The 18,968-nt window shown below is 42.9% G+C and carries 16 protein-coding genes and 1 pseudogene; 13 read left to right on the top strand and 4 right to left on the bottom strand.

Going from position 1 to position 18,968, the window contains the following annotated elements:
* From ACTHSW_RS10230 to ACTHSW_RS10200, 7 genes and pseudogenes are all read left to right on the top strand, one after another.
* Positions 1 to 2,022 (top strand): HNH/endonuclease VII fold putative polymorphic toxin (locus ACTHSW_RS10230; protein WP_440373896.1); only part of this gene is annotated, 2,022 nt, incomplete at its 5' end.
* On the top strand, positions 2,019 to 2,459 hold the full coding sequence (locus ACTHSW_RS10225; protein ID WP_070461584.1) for a hypothetical protein: 441 nt from the start codon (positions 2,019 to 2,021) through the stop codon (positions 2,457 to 2,459). The genes ACTHSW_RS10230 and ACTHSW_RS10225, both read left to right, overlap by 4 nt.
* A gap of 553 nt (positions 2,460 to 3,012) precedes the next feature.
* Positions 3,013 to 3,776, top strand: a pseudogene (gene mafB, locus ACTHSW_RS10220) (polymorphic toxin MafB class 2); the annotation flags it as partial.
* A gap of 10 nt (positions 3,777 to 3,786) precedes the next feature.
* Positions 3,787 to 4,245: a hypothetical protein gene (locus ACTHSW_RS10215; protein ID WP_070461583.1), complete on the top strand. Its 459-nt coding sequence runs from the start codon at positions 3,787 to 3,789 to the stop codon at positions 4,243 to 4,245.
* A 233-nt stretch (positions 4,246 to 4,478) separates the two neighbouring features.
* Positions 4,479 to 4,709 (top strand): hypothetical protein, encoded by a 231-nt coding sequence (locus ACTHSW_RS10210; RefSeq protein WP_141743141.1) that lies wholly within the window; start codon positions 4,479 to 4,481, stop codon positions 4,707 to 4,709.
* Positions 4,660 to 4,953 carry a hypothetical protein gene (locus tag ACTHSW_RS10205; RefSeq protein WP_070461582.1) on the top strand — a complete coding sequence of 98 codons (294 nt, stop codon included), beginning with the start codon at positions 4,660 to 4,662 and terminating at the stop codon, positions 4,951 to 4,953. Before ACTHSW_RS10210 ends, ACTHSW_RS10205 begins: the two co-directional genes overlap by 50 nt.
* Before the next feature lie 33 nt (positions 4,954 to 4,986).
* Positions 4,987 to 5,574 carry a hemagglutinin repeat-containing protein gene (locus ACTHSW_RS10200; protein WP_234396212.1) on the top strand — a complete coding sequence of 196 codons (588 nt, stop codon included), beginning with the start codon at positions 4,987 to 4,989 and terminating at the stop codon, positions 5,572 to 5,574.
* On the opposite strand, the gene ACTHSW_RS10195 is transcribed toward ACTHSW_RS10200, so the two are convergent.
* Entirely contained in the window at positions 5,486 to 6,493 is a 1,008-nt protein-coding gene (locus ACTHSW_RS10195; RefSeq protein WP_440344750.1) for an IS5 family transposase, read from the bottom strand. The genes ACTHSW_RS10200 and ACTHSW_RS10195 overlap by 89 nt on opposite strands.
* 382 nt (positions 6,494 to 6,875) lie before the next feature.
* Here ACTHSW_RS10195 and ACTHSW_RS10190 point away from each other — a divergent pair, with 382 nt between their 5' ends.
* From ACTHSW_RS10190 to ACTHSW_RS10170, 5 genes are all read left to right on the top strand, one after another.
* Positions 6,876 to 7,763 (top strand): ParA family protein, encoded by an 888-nt coding sequence (locus tag ACTHSW_RS10190; protein ID WP_049323310.1) that lies wholly within the window; start codon positions 6,876 to 6,878, stop codon positions 7,761 to 7,763.
* Positions 7,760 to 9,034 carry a ParB family protein gene (locus tag ACTHSW_RS10185; RefSeq protein ID WP_234396211.1) on the top strand — a complete coding sequence of 425 codons (1,275 nt, stop codon included), beginning with the start codon at positions 7,760 to 7,762 and terminating at the stop codon, positions 9,032 to 9,034. The genes ACTHSW_RS10190 and ACTHSW_RS10185 overlap by 4 nt, the downstream gene beginning before the upstream one ends.
* Positions 9,035 to 9,284: 250 nt before the next feature.
* Positions 9,285 to 10,292 (top strand): IS5 family transposase, encoded by a 1,008-nt coding sequence (locus tag ACTHSW_RS10180; RefSeq protein WP_107810383.1) that lies wholly within the window; start codon positions 9,285 to 9,287, stop codon positions 10,290 to 10,292.
* 366 nt (positions 10,293 to 10,658) lie between these two features.
* A complete protein-coding gene (locus tag ACTHSW_RS10175) occupies positions 10,659 to 14,699 on the top strand; it encodes a helix-turn-helix transcriptional regulator (RefSeq protein ID WP_083290069.1) in 4,041 nt (1,346 codons plus the stop codon).
* A gap of 186 nt (positions 14,700 to 14,885) precedes the next feature.
* Complete coding sequence (locus ACTHSW_RS10170) at positions 14,886 to 15,254, top strand: rhodanese-like domain-containing protein (RefSeq protein ID WP_070461580.1); 369 nt, start codon at positions 14,886 to 14,888, stop codon at positions 15,252 to 15,254.
* A 67-nt stretch (positions 15,255 to 15,321) separates the two neighbouring features.
* Here the strand turns inward: ACTHSW_RS10170 and ACTHSW_RS10165 are convergent, their stop codons facing one another.
* Entirely contained in the window at positions 15,322 to 16,098 is a 777-nt protein-coding gene (locus ACTHSW_RS10165; RefSeq protein WP_070461567.1) for an SDR family NAD(P)-dependent oxidoreductase, read from the bottom strand.
* Here ACTHSW_RS10165 and ACTHSW_RS10160 point away from each other — a divergent pair.
* Positions 16,079 to 17,044, top strand: coding sequence for a helix-turn-helix domain-containing protein (locus ACTHSW_RS10160; RefSeq protein WP_159068523.1), 966 nt, complete (start codon positions 16,079 to 16,081; stop codon positions 17,042 to 17,044). The two genes, ACTHSW_RS10165 and ACTHSW_RS10160, sit on opposite strands and share 20 nt — an antisense overlap.
* A 135-nt stretch (positions 17,045 to 17,179) precedes the next feature.
* On the opposite strand, the gene ACTHSW_RS10155 is transcribed toward ACTHSW_RS10160, so the two are convergent.
* Entirely contained in the window at positions 17,180 to 17,398 is a 219-nt protein-coding gene (locus ACTHSW_RS10155; RefSeq protein WP_199900406.1) for an alcohol dehydrogenase catalytic domain-containing protein, read from the bottom strand.
* 47 nt (positions 17,399 to 17,445) lie between these two features.
* Positions 17,446 to 18,963, bottom strand: a complete 1,518-nt coding sequence (locus ACTHSW_RS10150; RefSeq protein WP_070461569.1) for an ABC transporter permease/substrate-binding protein — start codon at positions 18,961 to 18,963, stop codon at positions 17,446 to 17,448.
* Between the last annotated feature and the right edge of the window lie 5 nt (positions 18,964 to 18,968).

Here is an 18,968-nt window from a genome sequence, read left to right as displayed (position 1 = left end):
GGTTATCACATCACCGCCGACAGCGTCCGGCTTAAAGGCGGCGCCATCGCTTCTGCCGCAGACAAAGACCACAACGAACTCACCGCCCGCAGTTTCAGCTTCGAAGACATCCGCAACGAAAGCAGCTACAGCGCCAGCAGCATGGGCATCGGTGCCGGTTATGGCGGCAGCCTGAAAGGAAGCGACGGCTTCAATCAAAGCGCCTTCGGCCGTGCGTCCCAAACCGCCGGCCAGAACATGAACAAAGGCTTCAACTACAGCCCCACCCTGCCCCAGCATGAAAGCGGCGACAGCCAAGGCTATACCCGCTCGGTACTCAGTGAAGGCAACATCACCATCGGCGGCAAAAAAACCAGTGCCCGCGCTCTCGGCATCCATACCGATTCGACCACTGCCCATCACGGTGCCGACAGCGTTCCCGATCTGCAAAACCTACTCGACAAACAGCAAACCATTGCCCAATCGACTGCCGCCATCCACAGCGCCGTCGGCACCTATAGGGGCAACCGTGCCAAAGCGGCAGCCGAAGAGCTGGAAAAACAACAGGCCGCCCACGAAGGCAGCCTGAAAGAGCGTAACGACGGCAGCTACGAACACTACCTCAGCCTAAGCGACGCACAACGGCAGCAGGAGATGCTGGCCCATTCCCCCGCCTACGCCCAAGCCTACCAAGAAGCCCGAAGCTGGGGCGTAGGCGGCAGCAAAAGCCGTGCGCTTAGCGCCGCCGAAACCCTGATTACCGGCGCCCTGGGCGGACAGGGTGATTTACAGCTGGCGGCCAATACGTTGGCGCCGTATGCTGCAGCCGCCATCGGCAAGCGCTTCGGCCACGGTGAACACAAAAACGAAGCCGCGCAAGCAATCGGCCACTTTATGCTCGGTGCCGCCTTGGCCTACGCCAACGGCGCCGACCCGCTTGCCGGCGGCAGCGCTGCCGTTGCCGCCGAACGCGCAGCCGAGTATCTGGCCAAACAATACGACGACGGCAAGACCGCCATCGACCCGATAACGGGGAAATTCAATCCCAACCTTCTGCCCGAGCACATTAAAGAAGAGATCAAAGCGCAGACCGGTGCGGTTGCTTCGGTGGTGGGTGCGGCCGGAGGCAGTCTGAACGGTACGAACAGCAGCAACGGAGCGTTGTTTGATGCGCAGGTTGCCGGGACGGTCGGGCAGAATGCGGTGGAGAATAATGCTGCGGGGAATAGTACTTCTGCTGTTACGCGGATGCAGAGTAGAGCCGCAACATTGGAGAATGCCGCATATGCAATGGACCCATTTTTCTTACAAGGTAATGTGCCAGATATATATGCTGAGATTCAAAAATTAAAAAGAATAGATCAAGTAAATCAAGACAAGAAAAATGAAATAGCTAGAAATTTTCTTAGGGAACATGGAATTAATGTACCGTTAATGACTGTAATGGATAGTGTTAATGGTGTGGGAGTAGTTCGCTTAGACACAGAACGAAATTACCGAAACCTAATGAAGGCCATGACAGAATTTAAACAAGCAGCAACTACGAAACATGCTACATTTAGAATGGCTAAGCGACAATTAGGGATTCCTAATTCAATGCAGCCAACAGCAGTTCGTCGTGTGCCAATTGTAGAAAAAAAGCATGATCGAATAGGCATAGTAACTTACAAAAAGGATTCTTTAGGACGCACGTTATTTTCTACGGAGTATCTATTTATTGTTAATGGCAAAGGTTATGTAATCCAAGACCACTCTGTAGGGCATAATTTTGGAGACCTTAATGGAATAGGAAATCAACATGCTCATTTTAATTTAAAAAAATTAAATTTAAACACATATACCACAAATGGAACTATTGATATAGAAACTTGGAAGGCCGAGCAGAACATCCCGCACAATAGGCAAACCTATGGAATCAGTCCGATCACAGGTATTCCAGAGCATTTGTACACAAAACCTTCTCCGCATGCAGATCCTAAAGAGCATTTCTTTGAGAGAATATTTAACATGAAAAATGGAAACAGGGGGAAAACGAAAAAATGAAGCACGCGCACATTGACTTTATTGGGGGAAAATGGAATCTATTAAAGCAAATGTATGGAGCAGATATACTTGAAAAAGGAAATTTTTACGTAGATGATATCTTTTTTACCAAATGGATAATTTCCGAAAATAATCTAAAAGGGTACTGTATCAATATGATTATTTATCTTCATACTCCACCAACCATTTATCCAAAAAAATGGGAAGATGCTCAAGGAGTAAAAATATGGCTTTCATTTGATGGCCAATTTGGCAATGGATTATTTAAATTAAGCAATAGAAAATTAATTAAGGAAATACGTCATAAATATGTGAGATTTTCTTTTTTAAATGAATTTATTAAAGACCACAGAAGAATCTTAATTCATCTACAGAAAGATAACTCATCAATATTTGCCACATCGATACATGTTTTAGGCATTTCCAAACTAATTTAAAAATCTTAGAAATCAACAGTGCTATTTACACTTTTCAGATTTCATACTTAGACTGAACTAACCGATTTTTTAGCGAAAAAACAAAAACTGGACAGCCTGAAAAAGTGTAAACAACATGACATTTTCCAACACATTAAAAAGCCTGGAACAAACTGGAAAAGTTAGCTACCGACCGAGAAGAGCAAAACAAAGTAGTTGGTTCTATCAGGAAGGCAGTCCGACAGGAATGGGATTTGCTCAAACGGCACAACAGCAATTTTAGGCATGCTGTTGTCAATGGCAACATTGATGATATACGTGATGATAGTGAAGTCGTTGCAGCTAATGGCTTAAGTTCCTCTACCCAATTGGTGCAGGACTAATCGGAACGGGAGGAAGTTTTGTTGCTGCCAAAGGTATGGGTAATCCGGCTTACCGCATAAGCTGGGAGGGGCTTCCGGAAACCAATGCTGTAAAAATGAGGCAGACTGGTGCGGTTTCTTTGCCGAAGATTACGAAGATAAATAATTTAACACATGAAGGAATCGAATCACATAATCTAAATAACGTTAATGCTCCGGGTAGAAAAACTGTACCCGTCGGCGAAATCCGTATTCCTTCAAATTCCAAAGCAACAGAGGGAACAACCGTTACCTTGGCACAGGAGCAACGCCTAGCCAACGGAGAGCTGATACCGAGAGGCTCTGTGGTAACGTGGTCGGACAATGCGGTGAAGGTGGTGCGGCCGGATGGGAAAAAGCGGAGATTTAATAGTCGGGATTGGGAACAGAAGGCATTGCCGAAACCACCGAAAGATTACAGAGATGACATCAACATAGGGAGAAACAACCCTAAATATAATCAGCAACGGCATGAAAAAATCGAATCCCACAACCCAAACAGAATAGAGGCGATACGCCAACGTAATGCTATTTCTTCTGCAGAAAGGCAGGCTGATGCATTAAAAAGGTTGCAAACGTCTGGCCACACCCGCCTGCCTGGACAACCGCAAAAAGGAAAGCCTGGTGCTGCTAGAGAAATGTCTCGTTCAGATAATCCGAATCAAACAGCCGAGGCTTTTGCACGTCGATATTTAGGCAGGAAACCTACATTAATGGAACGAGTCGAAGGTGAAAAATTATACGGAGGTAAATGTGTGGCTGTTGGAAAGCGCAAATGCCGGATGGAACCTTTGTGGTGTATAGGCCAGCAGGTAATGCTTCTATGACTAAGGGAACTACAGCGTCTGTTGATATTAATAATCCAACATTAAATAACTTAAATATTAATTTAAAGGGCAAGCCAACAGAGCTGAAATTTAAATTCCCTGCTAGATAAGGATATTTTAATGAATTTAGAGACAGCAGAAAATATTCAATGCGAATTTGAGTATTTAGCATTAGATGGTTATTTTCCAATGCATTTTGCATCGCATGGTCAAGGAAACAAAGATTGGCAATTTGCAGTTGAATTCATATATAGATTATTAATATGTCAATTAGCAATTCTTGAGCCTGTTAATTTGGAAACAGAAAAAGATATTCTAGGTTTTTGTCATAAACTAGCAAAACAAAATCCTTTTGGTAAGGATAATGGAGTGTGGTATTGGGGAGAGATTATATTAACAAAAAAGGGGCTAGATTTAATAATAAAATATATTCCTGAGGCATTTGAGGAGTGGAATGGAAAGAAATTTGAATTAAATACTCCTTTCATAAAAACATTAGAATCCATATTTATTGAGCATGGGGTAGAATGGGATGAGAATAATCCACTATTTCCTATTGCATCCTTAATGCATTCTTAAAAAATGATTAATCTTACTTGTTTTATTAAAATGTTACCTAAAGTATTTAAGATTGCTGGAGAGTTGCGACACTAAACGACACAATTGTTTACCGTCCTGCCGGATATGCTGGCAAAGATACCCTACCCACTACAGCAACGGTAGAAATCCATAAGAACTCGGCCATACGATCGCTAAATAATAACGAAAATTTAAAATTGAAATTTCCAATTATAAATAAAAGGTAATGTATTATGAGAATGAACGAACGACAAGCATCTGCTATTCAGGATGTATTTCGAAAATTAGCTTTTATTGATACAGAACCAGTAGACCTTCCCAATTCAGGGCTTGATTGGCAGGAAACAGTAGAGATTATTTACCGGCTGTTTACCTTGAGATGGATGGAATTTTGGCCGCAGAAAGAGATTACGGATGAAGACATCTGGGATGTATTGCCGGAATCTTGCTTATTACAATCCTAATTATGATCTTGAATCAAAAGGATACGATTTTGATGTTGCCTGGATTTATCATTGGCTTACACATATTAACCTTACCTCCGAGGGAGAGGTGTTCTATTTTAAATACTTTGATCCCGAAGTGGTAAACAGCGCAGAAGACGATAATGCCGTAAATCCCGCCTTTATCGATCGTCTTGAAAGTATCTTTGAAGAAAACGATATGCCGTGGGGTAAGATATTTTTTCCCGTACAGAGTATCGAGTAAGCACAGAATGCAGCTGAGGATTTTGCACGCCAATTGCCGCAACCAGCCGACGACCGCACCCGCGCCCTGCAAACCCTGGCCGCCGGCGCCCAAGCCTACCAACTGGCCGATGGCGTCGGCAAAGTGGCCGACGCCCTTAAAAACCAAACCGGACAGCAGGGTGCCGTCCTCTTATCCGTTGAAGCCGGCTTCGGCTTTAAATCCGCCGGCAAAGAACAAAACCAAAACTACCGCCAAAGCCAACAAAGCAGCCTGAAAGCCGGTGGCGACATCAATATCCGCAGCCGCGAGGGCGACATTACCGTCCGAGGCAGCAACATTACCGCGGGCGACACCATCCGCCTCGATTCCGCACGCGATATCCGGCTGCAGTCGGCCCAAGACAGCCAACATCAGGACGGCAAAAACCGCAATGCCGGCGTACAGGTCGGCGTCGGGGTTTCCGTCGGTGCGCAAACCGGTGTCTATATCTACGCCGAAGCCGCCTACGGCAAAGGCAAAAACCGTATCGACAGCCAAAGCCATCAAACTTTTAGGCAGCAACAGGCGCGCTTAGCCTGTTGGCGGCCTTCAACAGGTTTAAACACATCGCCTTCAGATGGCTTTGCGCATTCACTTTAATCAACCCGAAATAGGCTGCCCGGGAGTAGCGGAATTTACGGTGCAGCGTACCGAAGCTTTGTTCGACCACATAACGGGTCTTTGACAAATATCGGTTGCGTTTAGTTTGCGCTTCCGACAACGGATGGTTACGGTGGGCTTTGCGCATAATGCCGTCCAACAACTGATGCTCTTTCAGATGTTGCCGGTTTTCCGCACTGTCATAGCCTTTGTCGGCATAGACGGCCGTACCTTCGGCTATCCCTTCCAGCAAAGGCGACAGGTGGTTGCACTCATGGGTATTGGCGGGGGTGATGTGCAGTTTCTCGATATAGCCTTCCTCATCGGTACGGGTATGTTGTTTGTAACCGAGTCTGTATAAACCGTTTTTCTTTGTCCAGCGGGCATCGCTGTCTTTACCCGGTGTGGTTTGGCCGCTGACTTGTCCTTCTTCATCAACTTCTATGGCCTGACGCTGTTTGCTGCCGGCGGTTTGAATAATGGTGGCATCAATGACGGCGGCGGATGCTTTCTCTACTTTTAGGCCTTTTTCGGTCAGTTGGCGGTTAATCAGTTCCAGCAATTCGGACAGGGTGTCGTCTTGCGCCAGCCAGTTACGGTAGCGGCATAAGGTGCTGTAATCGGGGATGCTCAGTTCGTCAAAACGGCAAAACAGGTTGAAATCGATGCGGGTGATGAGGCTGTGTTCGAGTTCGGGATCGGAGAGGCTGTGCCATTGTCCGAGCAGGACGGCTTTGAACATGGACAACAGGGGATAGGCGGGACGGCCGCGGTGGTCTCGAAGGTAACGGGTTCTTTGACGGTTCAGGTACTGTTCGATCGGTTGCCAATCAATCACTTGATCCAACTTCAATAGCGGGAAGCGGTCGATGTGTTTGGCAATCATGGCTTGGGCGGTTTGCCGGAAGAAGGTGGTCATGAAAAATCCCCTAAATGTCTTGGTGGGAATTTAGGGGATTTTTTGGGGGGATTTTGCAAAGGTCTCAGCCAGTATATCTACCTTTATAAGTTGATAATAATTACAGAATATACAATGCAACCAGGCAATAAGGTATGTGGAAATAAAAAGGCTCAACGAATTCACTTTCTAAAAATTGGAGTACTATGAGCACACTCTCTAGAGTATCATTGATTCTCATTTGACATATAGGAACAATAAGCGGAATTTGTAGAAGAATAGGAAAAAGGAAAATAATTTATATTATGTTAAATTTCCTATTAAAGATGATTTAAGCATATTCTTCGCGTCTTGAATTGCCTCTTCTCGCTGACGTTGTTCCTTGATTATACAAGGAAATATTATGTCCGCACCCGTAATATTGTCTGCGGCCGCTACCAAAGGCGGCGTAGGCAAAACAACACTCATTGCTAATGTCTCTGGCGTTCTCGCTGATATTGGACTCCGCGTCCTAATGATCGACTGCGACGTTCAGCCATCACTGTCTAAATACTACCCAATAAGCCACCGCGCTCCAAATGGTATTGTCGAATTGCTTCTCGGTGAAAATACCGAAGAAGTCATCCGCTCAACAATATCCAATACCGTTTTCCCAAATTTAGACATCGTTATTTCCAATAACATTTCTGCTTTTGTCGAGACTGAAGTAACTTCTCGTCCCGATCGTGCCTTTTTGCTGAGAAGCAAACTGCATTCACAATACATACAGAATAACTACGATGTGGTTTTGATCGATACTCAGGGTGCAGTCGGCCCTCTCTTGGATACAGCTGCCTTCGCTGCTACATGCTTGCTTTGCCCGATTATGCCTGAAGTTTTGAGTGCCCGTGAGTTTCTCACTGGTACCCAAGAACTTCTGAAGCGACTGCAAAAAGGCGAAGCAATGCGCATCCCCATGCCTCAATTACGAGCCATCATCTACGCGCAAGATCGTACCAATGATGCGAAATTCATCGCATCCTCTATCAAAGACTTCTTTAGTAATACCTTAGACGACAGACGTAAATTGCTGAGCGTAGCAGTTCCTGCTGCCAAAGCATATAAGGAAGCCACAACGTTACGAGTTCCTGTTCATTGCCATGAGCGTAAACAGCTTGGAAAGATGCTGCCCGCTTATGAAATCATGCACCGTATTGTTTATGAGATTTTCCCTGGTATCGAAAATAAAAAATTGCGTGGAAGCTGTTTCAACGACATGACCAGCCTGCTGCAAGAGGAGGTACAGTCATGAATCTGGGCCAAACCAAAGCAGCTTTGAGCCTACACATCGGTACACCTGCACAGACAAATATGAGTTTTGGCCTCGAGGATACTCCTTCTCAGGGCATGTTAATGTCGTTGCCAATCAGCGAGATCGATTTCTTTGACAAAAACCCACGCCGTTTACATGATGTTTCCAGCTATGAGGCCATCAAAGAGTCCATTCGTTCTTCAGGTATTCAACAACCGGTACACGTTACCCAGCGACCTGGTGAAAGTAAATATGTACTGGCACAGGGTGGTAATACCCGTCTCAAAATCTTGCGCGAACTCTTGGAAGAAACTGGCGATAACCGCTTCCGTATGATGCCGTGCATTTACATCCCCTACTCTGACGAAACTACATTGCAGGTTGCGCACCTTGTTGAAAACGAACTGCGTGCTGAAATGTGTTTTTGGGATAAAGCCTGCAAATACGCCGAAATTCGCGATATTTTCCAAGATAAATCTGACTCAGGGAAACTTTCTTTGCGCGAACTGGAGGTGATGTTTTCTGATAAAGGGCTTACGGTTTCTCATAAAACTCTAGGACTGTTCTTTTTTGCTTCTGATAACTTACAGGAGCTTCAAGAATACGCATTCAAACTTTCCCATGCAAAAGTTGAAGAAATTAAAAAACTTCACTCTACCCTGTTCTCAATTTCTAAATCAATTCAGTTGGACGACTCTTTCCAATATTTATGGTCAGATGTGCTGGATCAGTGGCATAACCAATATTCTGCAACAGAGTTAGACGTACATGAGCTTTGTCAGTTTGTACTCAACAAATTCAAATTTGAATATGGTACTGAAGCCTTTCCTGAAACAGAAAATTTATCTGATAAGAATAAATCTGAAACAGCTGTCAAACAAGATGTCAATTTGCATCAAAAAGAAGCATCTGAAAATAACACTGAGTCAGGGGATTCATCTATTGAATCTGTGCCAGCTAAAGAAGATAGCCCAGAGACTGATGCAGAGGATGAGCTGAAAGGAACTGAACAGACAGGGTTCGAAGCCCTGGATGTTCAGAATCATCAGGTTACTTTGGATCAAACTAGCAAAAAACTGTTTTCTGCGGTTCGCAAGTTGTTGGCCAAAGTGAACCTGTCTGATTGCTTTAAAACCCACAAAGACTTCGCATACGGTTGGTATGTCGAGTATCCAGCATTTGAGCATATTTCAGGATCCAGTGCCGAAAATGCAATCTATGCTATTGATGTTTTACATGAGGAAACCGGCAATGTTTTTACATTCCTGTAGAAGCTTTGCGGTATCGATACCTTCATGTTTGATGTTGGCGATAGCTCAAATCCCCTGCTTTCGCTGAAAAATGATTCAAAACTTCGTATTGCATACGAAGACCCCGACAAATACGACGAATATACAAACTGAGGCATTGGCAACAAAGAGAACATCATTGCCTCTGTGTTGAATTGGCAGACAAATAGAGACCTTTGCAAAATTCCCCAAAATCCCCTAAATTCCCACAAAGACATTTAGGGGATTTCCCATGAGCACCTTCTTCCAGCAAACCGCCCAAGCCATGATTGCCAAACACATCGACCGCTTCCCACTATTGAAGTTGGATCAGGTGATTGATTGGCAGCCGATCGAACAATACCTGAATCGTCAAAGAACCCGTTACCTTAGAGACCACCGAGGGCGTCCCGCCTATCCCCTGTTGTCCATGTTCAAAGCCGTCCTGCTCGGACAATGGCACAGCCTCTCCGATCCCGAGCTCGAACACAGCCTCATCACCCGCATCGACTTCAACCTGTTTTGCCGCTTTGACGAACTGAGCATCCCCGATTACAGCACCCTATGCCGCTACCGCAACTGGCTGGCGCAAGACGACACCCTGCCCGAATTGCTGGAATTGATTAACCGACAACTGACCGAAAAAGGCCTAAAAGTAGAGAAAGCATCCGCCGCCGTCATTGACACCACCATTATTCAGACCGCCGGCAGCAAACAGCGCCAGGCCATAGAAGTCGATGACGAAGGACAAGTCAGCGGCCAAACCACACCGAGTAAAGACAGCGATGCCCGTTGGATAAAGAAAAACGGGTTATACAGACTCGGTTACAAACAACATACCCGTACCGATGCGGAAGGCTATATTGAGAAACTGCACATTACCCCCGCCAATGCCCATGAGTGCAAACACCTGTCGCCTTTGTTGGAAGGACTGCCCAAAGGTACGACCGTCTATGCCGATAAAGGCTATGACAGTAAGGAAAACCGGCAACATCTGAAAGAGCGTCGACTGCAGGACGGCATTATGCGCAAAGCACACCGTAACCATCCGCTGACGGAAACGCAAACCAAACGTAACCGGTATTTGTCGAAGACCCGTTATGTGGTCGAACAGAGCTTCGGTACGCTGCACCGTAAATTCCGCTATGTGCGGGCAGCCTACTTCGGACTGAGCAAAGTGAGTGCACAAAGCCATCTGAAGGTGATGTGTTTGAACCTATTGAAAGCCGCCAACAGGCTAAGTGCGCCTGTTGCCGCCTAAAAGGCGGCCGGATGCCTGATTATCAGGTATCCAAGGGGGATTAAGGGGGTATTTGAGTAGAATCAGTGGATATTTGAAATGAAAACAGCCGAAAACCTGTGTTAGGTTTCGGCCGTCGGGTAAAAGGGAGTTTTTGCAAAGGTCTCAGTCTATGAATTGGGTTGTAATCGTAAACCTAAGAGATATCTAAAGACTTACAAGTGCTATTTTTTGAAAAAGAAAAAGTCAAGCAGACTCAGATGCTTGACCTTTTAATTCCTCAGAGTTAATCTGTATTGTGTAACGCTACACAGTATTGGCGTATCGTTAGTGTTACAAAATATACGCAGAAATGCATTTGATAAACCCTTAAATAAGGAACTAAAAATGATTGTAAAACATCCTGGCTTAAGAATCAAAGAAGAGTTATTACCTAAAGGAATGACGGTAACAGAAGCTGCAAAATTGCTAGCAATTGGTCGACCTGCACTATCTAATTTCTTGAATGGTAAAGCAATGTTGTCACCTAACATGGCTCAGCGGTTATCAAAGACCTTTAACTTCCCATTAGATCAATTAATGCAATGGCAGGCTGAGTATGAAGATGCTCTAATTCAACAAACTGAAGCTCCTGCAACTCATATTTATGCTCCTCCTTTTTTAGATATAAAAGCAAATGATATTGAAAATTGGGTCAATACTTGCGAAATTTCATCAAGATCACGTTTATCTGTTTTTTTGAGAACACTGATCCACTCAACGAGCGAAAAAATAACTCAAATTGATTTTCCTGGAAATGATGATTCACAACGACCTGGCTGGGATGGTTGGATTGAGTCAAATGAAGCAACTCCGTGGATTCCTGATGGTAATTCAGGCTGGGAATTTGGTGTTAATAAAGATATTAAGGCCAAAGCTGATAGTGATTTTGATAAAAGCCTTAAGGCTCACCTTTCAGATTCTAAAAATATAACATTTATTTTTGTAACACCTCGTCGCTGGCCTGGAAAAAATAAATGGGTTCAGCAAAAGAAAGCTCTTAATAAATGGAAAGATGTCAGAGCATATGATGCAAGCGATCTTGAACAGTGGCTAGCTCAGTCATTACCAGCACAAAGTTGGCTGGCAAATGAAGCAAAATTGCCTACACAAAATGTAGATTCCTTAGATAGTGTATGGCAAGAATGGGCAAATGTGTGTAATCCAAGTTTAAATACGTCTTTCTTTAACAAATTAATTAAAGTATATGAAGAAAAGATTTTGGATTATTTATCCAAACCGCCCCAAAAACCTTTTTACATTGCAGCTGATTCTAAAATCGAAGCAATGGCATTTTTGTCCGCCCTGTTTTCAGATAAAAAATTTATTTCTTATAGAGATAATTGTCTAGTATTTAAAGAAGAGAATGTCCTTTCTCGTCTTGCTCAAGGCTCTAAGAGTTTTATTGCAATTACTGATAATAAAAACGTCGAAAAAGAGCTGGCTCAATATTCGCAAAAGATTCATGCCTTTGTTGTTTACCCTAAAAATACTCTAATACAAAATATTGATCTAAAACTTGAAATTTTAGATTCAGTAACTTTTCTTCATTCATTAGAAGAAATGGGGTATTCCTATGATACAGCACAAGAATTGGCAAAAAAATCCGGTTATTCATTAACAGTCCTGCGACGACAGCTGTCAAAGAATGAGGCTATTCATAAGCCTGAATGGGTAGATAGTCATAATCAAGTTCTTATTCCATTTCTATTTGCTGGAGGATGGGACAGTTCTAATCAATATGACATTTCTATCCTAGAAGCTTTATCAAAAAATTTACCGTATGAGTCTTTAGAACAAGAGTTTCAAGTAAGCTTGCTTCTTAATGACTCTCCCGTTTGGGCAGTAGACTCACATAGAGGAGTAGTATCAAAAATCGATTTGTTATTTGCTATTGCACCCTACATTACTAAAGCAGATTTAGAGCGCTTCTTTGACAGCGCTAAATTAGTTTTAGGAGAAGATAATCCTGCCTTAGATTTGCCTAAAGATCAGCAATGGCAAGCTAATATATATGATAAAAAGCGTCAGCATTCTAAAGGCTTGAGAGATAGTATAGGGGAGATGCTTATTTTATTGGCTGTTCATGGTAATGAATTATTTAAAAATAGATTAGCTTTTAATTGTGAGGAAGCAGTAAATAAACTCGTGGAAGAATTATTCTCTCCACTTAACTTAAGAGTATTGCTTGCACAAGCATCTGATTTCTCAGTGTATGCAGAAGCGAGCCCAAAAGTATTTTTAAGTATTATAGAAAACGATTTGAAAACTGATAAGCAATTCTTAGAGCTAATGCAACCTGTTTCTACTGATATTTTCTCTTCACCTAAGTATACTGATTTGTTGTGGGCATTAGAGAAATTAGCTTGGGATAAATTAACAGTTGCTAGAGTGGTAAAAATTTTGGCTCAATTAAGTCAAGAGGAAATCACTGATAATTATAGCAACAAACCTTTTAATTCATTATCTGGAGTTTTTAGAGCTTGGTTACCTGCTACAAATATCAATACGCAAGAACGTATTCAATTATTAAAAGAGTTAGTTAGAAAATTTCCAGATATCGGTTGGCGAATTTGTATTAGCCAATTTCCAAGTACATCTGCTCAAACAGCATTTCCAGCTAGTAAATGTATTTGGAGGAATAATTGTGCTCAAAATACAGTAACTGAACAAGATGTTTATGATTTCTGGAATGCCTCAGTAGAAATAGCATTAACTTGGGCAAGTCATACATTTGAACAATTACTTGATTTAGTCAATCATATTCATGGTTTAACACCTAAACAGCAAAATAAAATTTGGTTTCTTATTAAAGATTGGGCATTAAACCAAGCTACAGAATCTGAGAAAATTACCATGCGAGAAAAACTTCGCACGACTATTTTATCTAAAAGAGCTAAAAGAGATTCTAATAGAATTATGTTTACGGAATTGGGCAAGCAGACATATGCAGCATTAGAACCCAAAGAACTAATAGATAAATATTTCTGGTTATTTAGATCTCATTGGGTAGATTACTCTACTGATGAGATAGAAGATGATCCAAATATGAATTTTGAAGAAAGAGAAGGAATTATTAACCAAAATCGTGTTGTCGCGTTAAAAGAAATTTTACAAGAAAAAGGACTTTCAGGAATTCTAGAATTATCTTTAAAAGGAGATTGCGCAAGTACGATAGGTTTTCTTCTAAGACGTTTTGTATTTTCATCAGATGAGGAGTCAGTACAATTAATTAAATTGGCTCTGGAGTCTTTTAAAAAAGATGCTCACATTAATTATAAGAACATTATTCGGGGATTGTTATCCGAAAGTGATGATAACACCTCTTTATTTGAAACCCTTTCTGGGTATTTAGATGATTCTGGTAAAGTACAAGTATACTTACAGGCACCTTTTGATTCACAGGTATGGAGCTTGGTTGAGTCTCTAGAGAAACATTACCAACAAGAATATTGGGAGCAAATTGTTCCATCATATTGTCAGAATATAAATGAAGCTGAAAATGCCGTAAGATGTCTGCTGTCAGCAAACAGACCTCAAACTGCTTTTTTATATATTAGTTTTAATCTAAAAAAAATATCTCCTAAAGTTATTTTTGAGATTTTAACAGCAATGCTTTTACCAACAGCAAAAAATGAAAATAATCCACCAGATAGTTATCGGTTAGGAGATGCATTTTCTCAAATTTCTGATTGTGAAACTTTGAGCTTAGAACAAAAGGCGAATTTAGAATTTTCCTACATAGTGGCTTTAGCACCTTATGGAAGAAAAAGTGAAAATTGTTCAATCAAAAGTTTAGAAAGATATTTAGAAGAACATCCTGAATTTTTCGTTCAACTTATCTCAAAACTTTATAAAAGAGATGATGGATTAGAAGATGAAAATGAGGCTGTTAACACGCAATTAGTTAAATATTACCGGTATACTTTAAATGCCTTAAGCCACATACCGGGCGAAGATAATTTAGGAAAAATTAATCCCGAAAAGCTTGAAGGATGGGTAAAACAAGCAATTAACCTTGCTGAAAAGCATGGACGTAGAAATATCGTTGAATATTTTATTGGTAAGTTATTAGGCCATTGCCAAAATGGAGAAGATGGGATTTGGCCTTGTGAAGGTGTACGTGATTTAGTTGAAGATATACATTCTAAAAATATGATTGAAGGAATGTATATAGAAAAACGTAATAGCAGGGGAGTTACAAGTCGTTCATTTGGTGATGGTGGTGCTCAAGAATGGAGAATATTCGAACAATATCAAGATTGGCGTAGACAATTAGCTATTACTCATCCGTTTGTGGCCGATGAGTTACTTGGTCAGTTGGCTAAGTCTTATAAAAATGAAGCTGAAATGTGGGATAATGAGCATCGATTAGATATGCATTTATGATGAATTAGGGATATCTAGGCGTTTGTGCAGCTAACTTTATATGGAAGGCCGTCTGAATACTAAATTTCAGATGGCTTTTTCGTGTAAAAGTGCGGTCAAAATTTTAGATATTTTTCATGATTGTTAATTTAATAAGATTCCTAAACCTATAAGACGATTATTTTCTATCTAATTGGAGATTGAATGATGAAAAAATTATTTACAGCAGTACTTTCTGCGGCAGCGATTGCTGTACCGTTTTTGGCTTCTGCGAATACTGCACCACAAACAGAACAAAGCGCAGTACAACCAGAAAAAGCAAAAAGTGTTTGGATTGATGTACGTTCAGCCGAGGAATTTAACGCAGGTCATTTACAAGATGCCGTGAATATTCCGCACGATCAAATCCTTGCACGTATTCAAGCGGTTAGCCCAGATAAAACTGCGCCCGTTAATCTCTATTGCCGCAGTGGTCGTCGTGTAGAAACCGCATTGACCGAGTTGAAAAATGCTGGCTACACCAATGTGACCAACCATGGTGGATATGAAGATTTGGTGAAAAAAGGATTGAAATAAATATCACATCTTTAAAAACAAAAATCCCCTCGCATAAAGCGTTAGGGGATTTTTTATGATAAAGAAATTATTTCTTCTCCATCGCCATTTGCGACATTTTTAGTACCAAATGGCGTGGTAGGAACGGAATGATCCAATCCAACATAAAACGCAGTTTTCCTTCGTTAAATGCCACCAATTCGCCGCGCATTATCGCCTTGTGGCCATACTGTGCCACGGATTGCGCAGATTTTGCGTTATCCCAGGCGGCCACGCCCTGCAAATTGCCTGCAGCCACAAAGCCCGTTGCCACTGCGCCCGGGCAAAGTGCCGTAACTGTCACACCACTTACAGACACTTCCTGTGCTACGGCTTGACTGAATGAAGTTACGAAAGCTTTGGTGGCGTAGTACACTGCCTGATTAGGGACGGGCATAAATGATGCGGTGGACGAAACATTCAAAATTCTGCCTGACTGTTGCGCTAACATGGACGGCAGATACAGTCGGGTTAACGACATCAGCGCGATAATATTCACTTGCACCATATGCATTTCATCTGCCAAATCCCGCTCGGCAAACTTGCCATGCCCGCCCAAACCTGCATTGTTGATCAGATAATCGACTTGAATACCTAACGCCTGGGTTTGCTCAAAAATGCGTTCGGCAGCATTAGATTCTGCTAAATCGATAGCAATAACGTACGCTTTAATACCGAATTGTGCGGTCAATTCTTCGGCAATTTTATTTAACTTGTCTTGGGAGCGTGCGACCAAAACCACATTGTCGCCTTGCTGTGCGTGAATTTTTGCCAATTCCAAACCAATGCCGCTCGATGCGCCTGTAATGAGTGCTGTTTTTACCATTTTGTTTACCTCTTGTTTAATTTATGGTGGTATTTTATGGTATAATTTTGTTGAATTAAAAGTAAAAAATGGCTTATTTATGGTAAAAAACAAACCTTTTATCCAAAATATCACATCGGAAGACGAAATCGGTCTGGAAATTTGCACTGCACAAGTGTTTTACCAAAGTGAAACAGCAGCAGATGCAGCCATTAAAACCCAACTTGAGCAACAACACCGCTTTGAATATTTTGTGTGGATTTGGGTGCAACAGGGAGAATGTCGGCACATTTTGGACTTTGCCGAGATGGTACAGCAAACAGGCGAATGGCTGCTGATTCGCCCTAAGCAAATTCACCATTTTACAGGTGTGGCAGACTGGGACGGATGGGGAATGTCCTTTGCGCCACAAATACTGACCTCCAATATTTCGGACAAGTTGAGACAACTGCCATCCCAAGGCAAGGTGGCGCCGCAACACGTGCCTTTGCTCACCCAGATGATGCATACCCTCTCTGATTTACGCTATGCGGACGATTTGGCGCAATCGGCAAAAGCCGAGCTGGTACAGCAGCAACTCGGTGTATTTTTAACTTGGCTGTCGTCGGTGTATTCGCCGCAAAACGCCCTGCCCGACCTCCCAAAGCAGCGTTGGCAGGCATTTTGTGCGTTGCTGGAAACGCATTTTTCCACACAGCACCAACTGGCGTTTTACGCTGATGCGCTTTCATGTCACGAAAAAACACTGAACCAAACCTGCCGACAATATGCGGGGCTAACAGCAAAACAGTTCATTAATCAAAGAATTTTATTGGAAAGCAAGCGATTGTTGGCTTATACGAAAGTGTCCGTCAAAGAAATCGCGTGGCAACTCGGCTTTGAAGAGGCTACGCATTTCGGCAAATTTTTTAAGAAAGAAATGCAGAAAACACCGTTGGCATTTCGCAAGGAATTTCAGCAGTCGTAGCCTAGTTTCAATAAAGCTGCCGTTGATATTCAATGTATTTAAAGTCAATGATGATTCAAATATAAAAGGCCGTCTGAAGAATTTCAGACGACCTTCTCTTTATCAATATCCATGAAACCAATTCAGACCACTGTTTTATTCTAAAGGCGTCACTTGGCCTACACATTTAATGCCCAAGATACGCGGAAACTGGACAGACAGCGATTTGCCTTCGCGTGTGAAAATCTCGGAATGGTTGATGCCGAAGCCTTTGATTTTTACCAGTGACCAACTCTCTTTGATATCAGGTGTTGGCACGTCTTGATAAATCAGTTGCTCTGGACCGCCGGCTTGATAGATTTTTACGGCTTTCATAATACCTCCCTAAGAATCTGATGCTTTCAGGTAGCCTACTGCCAATTTTACTTTCCTAACAACCCATTTTTCTCCAAATACTCCCGCGCTACGTTTTCCGCGCTTTCGCCTTGCACTTTCACGCGGTAGTTCATCTCACTCATTTCCTCTTCGCTAATTTTTCCCGCCAGTCGGTTAAGTGCGGTCACAATTTGAGGATTTTTTTCAGCAAATTCTGCTTTCATCAATGGCGCACCCTGATAAGCAGGAAACAGGGAAATATCATCTTTCAGTAGGCGCAATTGATATTGTTTCAATTCTGCATCGGTGGAAAAGGCTTCCACTAGGTCGATTTTGTCATTCAACAATGCCGTATAGCGTAAGGCAGGTTCCAAGCTAACAATATGTTTTAGCGTGATACCGGCTGCCTGCATGCCTTTATAGCCATCCGCTCGGTCGATAAATTCCAGTGAGAAACCTGCTCGGATATTGGGCGCTACCTGCTTCAAGTCGCTGATTGTCTTCAGTTGGTGCGATGCACCGTAGCTTTCTTTGACCGCCAACGCGTAAGTGTTCTGATAAGACATTGGTGGCAGAAACTCTAGCTGATATTGTTCCGCCAATAATTGTTTGCCCCGTTGATAGGTTTCATCTGGCGACAGATGGCGGTTCTTCTGTTCAGTTGGTACTTGTACTAAGGCTTCCAGCACTGTGCCGGTGAATTCAGGATAAATATCGATTTCGCCACTATTCAGTGCGCTAAACAGGAAAGTAGTTTTGCCAAAATTAGGTTTGACTGTGACTTTCACGTTCGAATTCTCACGTTCAATCAATAATTTATACATGTTAATCAGAATATCCGGCTCACTCCCCATTTTGCCGGCAACCACCACGTTTTTTGTAGCAGGTGTAAATGAAATCTGAGACAGACCGAGTGCGCCGAAGCCCACCACCAATGCAAGAATAATCGGCAACTTGCGTCGTGATTTCTGCAACAGCCCGATAATGCCGCTTACACCGACAGCCAATAATGCGGAGAGCAATGCGCCGGTAAACGTCATTGTCATGTTGTTGCGATCGATACCGAGCAGAATCAGGTTGCCCAAACCGCCTGCTCCGATTAACGCCGCCAGAGTTGCCGTGCCGACAATCAGCACTGCCGCCGTGCGAATGCCCGAAATCATGGCAGGCAAAGCCATCGGCAGTTCAATCCGCCACAATGATTGCCAGCGCGATAGTCCGAATGCGGTGTACGCATCTTGAATCGATTGGTCGATTTGGGTCAGCCCCAAATAGGTATTTTGAAAAATAGGCAACAGCGCGTATAGCGTGAGCGCAATCAAGACGGGCGGCGAACCGATACCGACAAACGGAATCAGCAAACCCAGCAGCGCCAAAGACGGAATGGTTTGCAATATATTGGTAAACTGCAATACCGCTTCCGCTGCCCGCTGTCTGCGCGCAAACAACACGGCGGCAGGCACCGCAATTGCCACTGCCGCGAGCAAAGCCAGGCCGGAAAGCCATAAATGCGTAAGCAGCATTTGCCAGAGTTCTGCCAGGGTAACGTTTAGGGATGAGAACATAGTTT

It is taken from the genome of Neisseria sp. P0008.S004 (assembly GCF_051962755.1).
Taxonomy (GTDB): Bacteria; Pseudomonadota; Gammaproteobacteria; order Burkholderiales; family Neisseriaceae; genus Neisseria; species Neisseria subflava_A.
The sequence above is the reverse complement of the archived record's forward strand: the minus strand, read 5'-3'. Positions and strand labels throughout refer to the sequence as shown.

Coding starts and splice junctions, on each gene's coding strand:
- ACTHSW_RS10150 (WP_070461569.1), bottom strand. CDS start 18,963: ATGTTCTCATCCCTAAACGTTACCCTGGCAGAACTCTGGCAAATGCTG.
- ACTHSW_RS10180 (WP_107810383.1), top strand. CDS start 9,285: ATGAGCACCTTCTTCCAGCAAACCGCCCAAGCCATGATTGCCAAACAC.
- ACTHSW_RS10155 (WP_199900406.1), bottom strand. CDS start 17,398: ATGAAAGCCGTAAAAATCTATCAAGCCGGCGGTCCAGAGCAACTGATT.
- ACTHSW_RS10225 (WP_070461584.1), top strand. CDS start 2,019: ATGAAGCACGCGCACATTGACTTTATTGGGGGAAAATGGAATCTATTA.
- ACTHSW_RS10185 (WP_234396211.1), top strand. CDS start 7,760: ATGAATCTGGGCCAAACCAAAGCAGCTTTGAGCCTACACATCGGTACA.
- ACTHSW_RS10190 (WP_049323310.1), top strand. CDS start 6,876: ATGTCCGCACCCGTAATATTGTCTGCGGCCGCTACCAAAGGCGGCGTA.
- ACTHSW_RS10175 (WP_083290069.1), top strand. CDS start 10,659: ATGATTGTAAAACATCCTGGCTTAAGAATCAAAGAAGAGTTATTACCT.
- ACTHSW_RS10210 (WP_141743141.1), top strand. CDS start 4,479: ATGAGAATGAACGAACGACAAGCATCTGCTATTCAGGATGTATTTCGA.
- ACTHSW_RS10215 (WP_070461583.1), top strand. CDS start 3,787: ATGAATTTAGAGACAGCAGAAAATATTCAATGCGAATTTGAGTATTTA.
- ACTHSW_RS10160 (WP_159068523.1), top strand. CDS start 16,079: ATGAGTGCTGTTTTTACCATTTTGTTTACCTCTTGTTTAATTTATGGT.
- ACTHSW_RS10165 (WP_070461567.1), bottom strand. CDS start 16,098: ATGGTAAAAACAGCACTCATTACAGGCGCATCGAGCGGCATTGGTTTG.
- ACTHSW_RS10205 (WP_070461582.1), top strand. CDS start 4,660: ATGAAGACATCTGGGATGTATTGCCGGAATCTTGCTTATTACAATCCT.
- ACTHSW_RS10195 (WP_440344750.1), bottom strand. CDS start 6,493: ATGACCACCTTCTTCCGGCAAACCGCCCAAGCCATGATTGCCAAACAC.
- ACTHSW_RS10170 (WP_070461580.1), top strand. CDS start 14,886: ATGAAAAAATTATTTACAGCAGTACTTTCTGCGGCAGCGATTGCTGTA.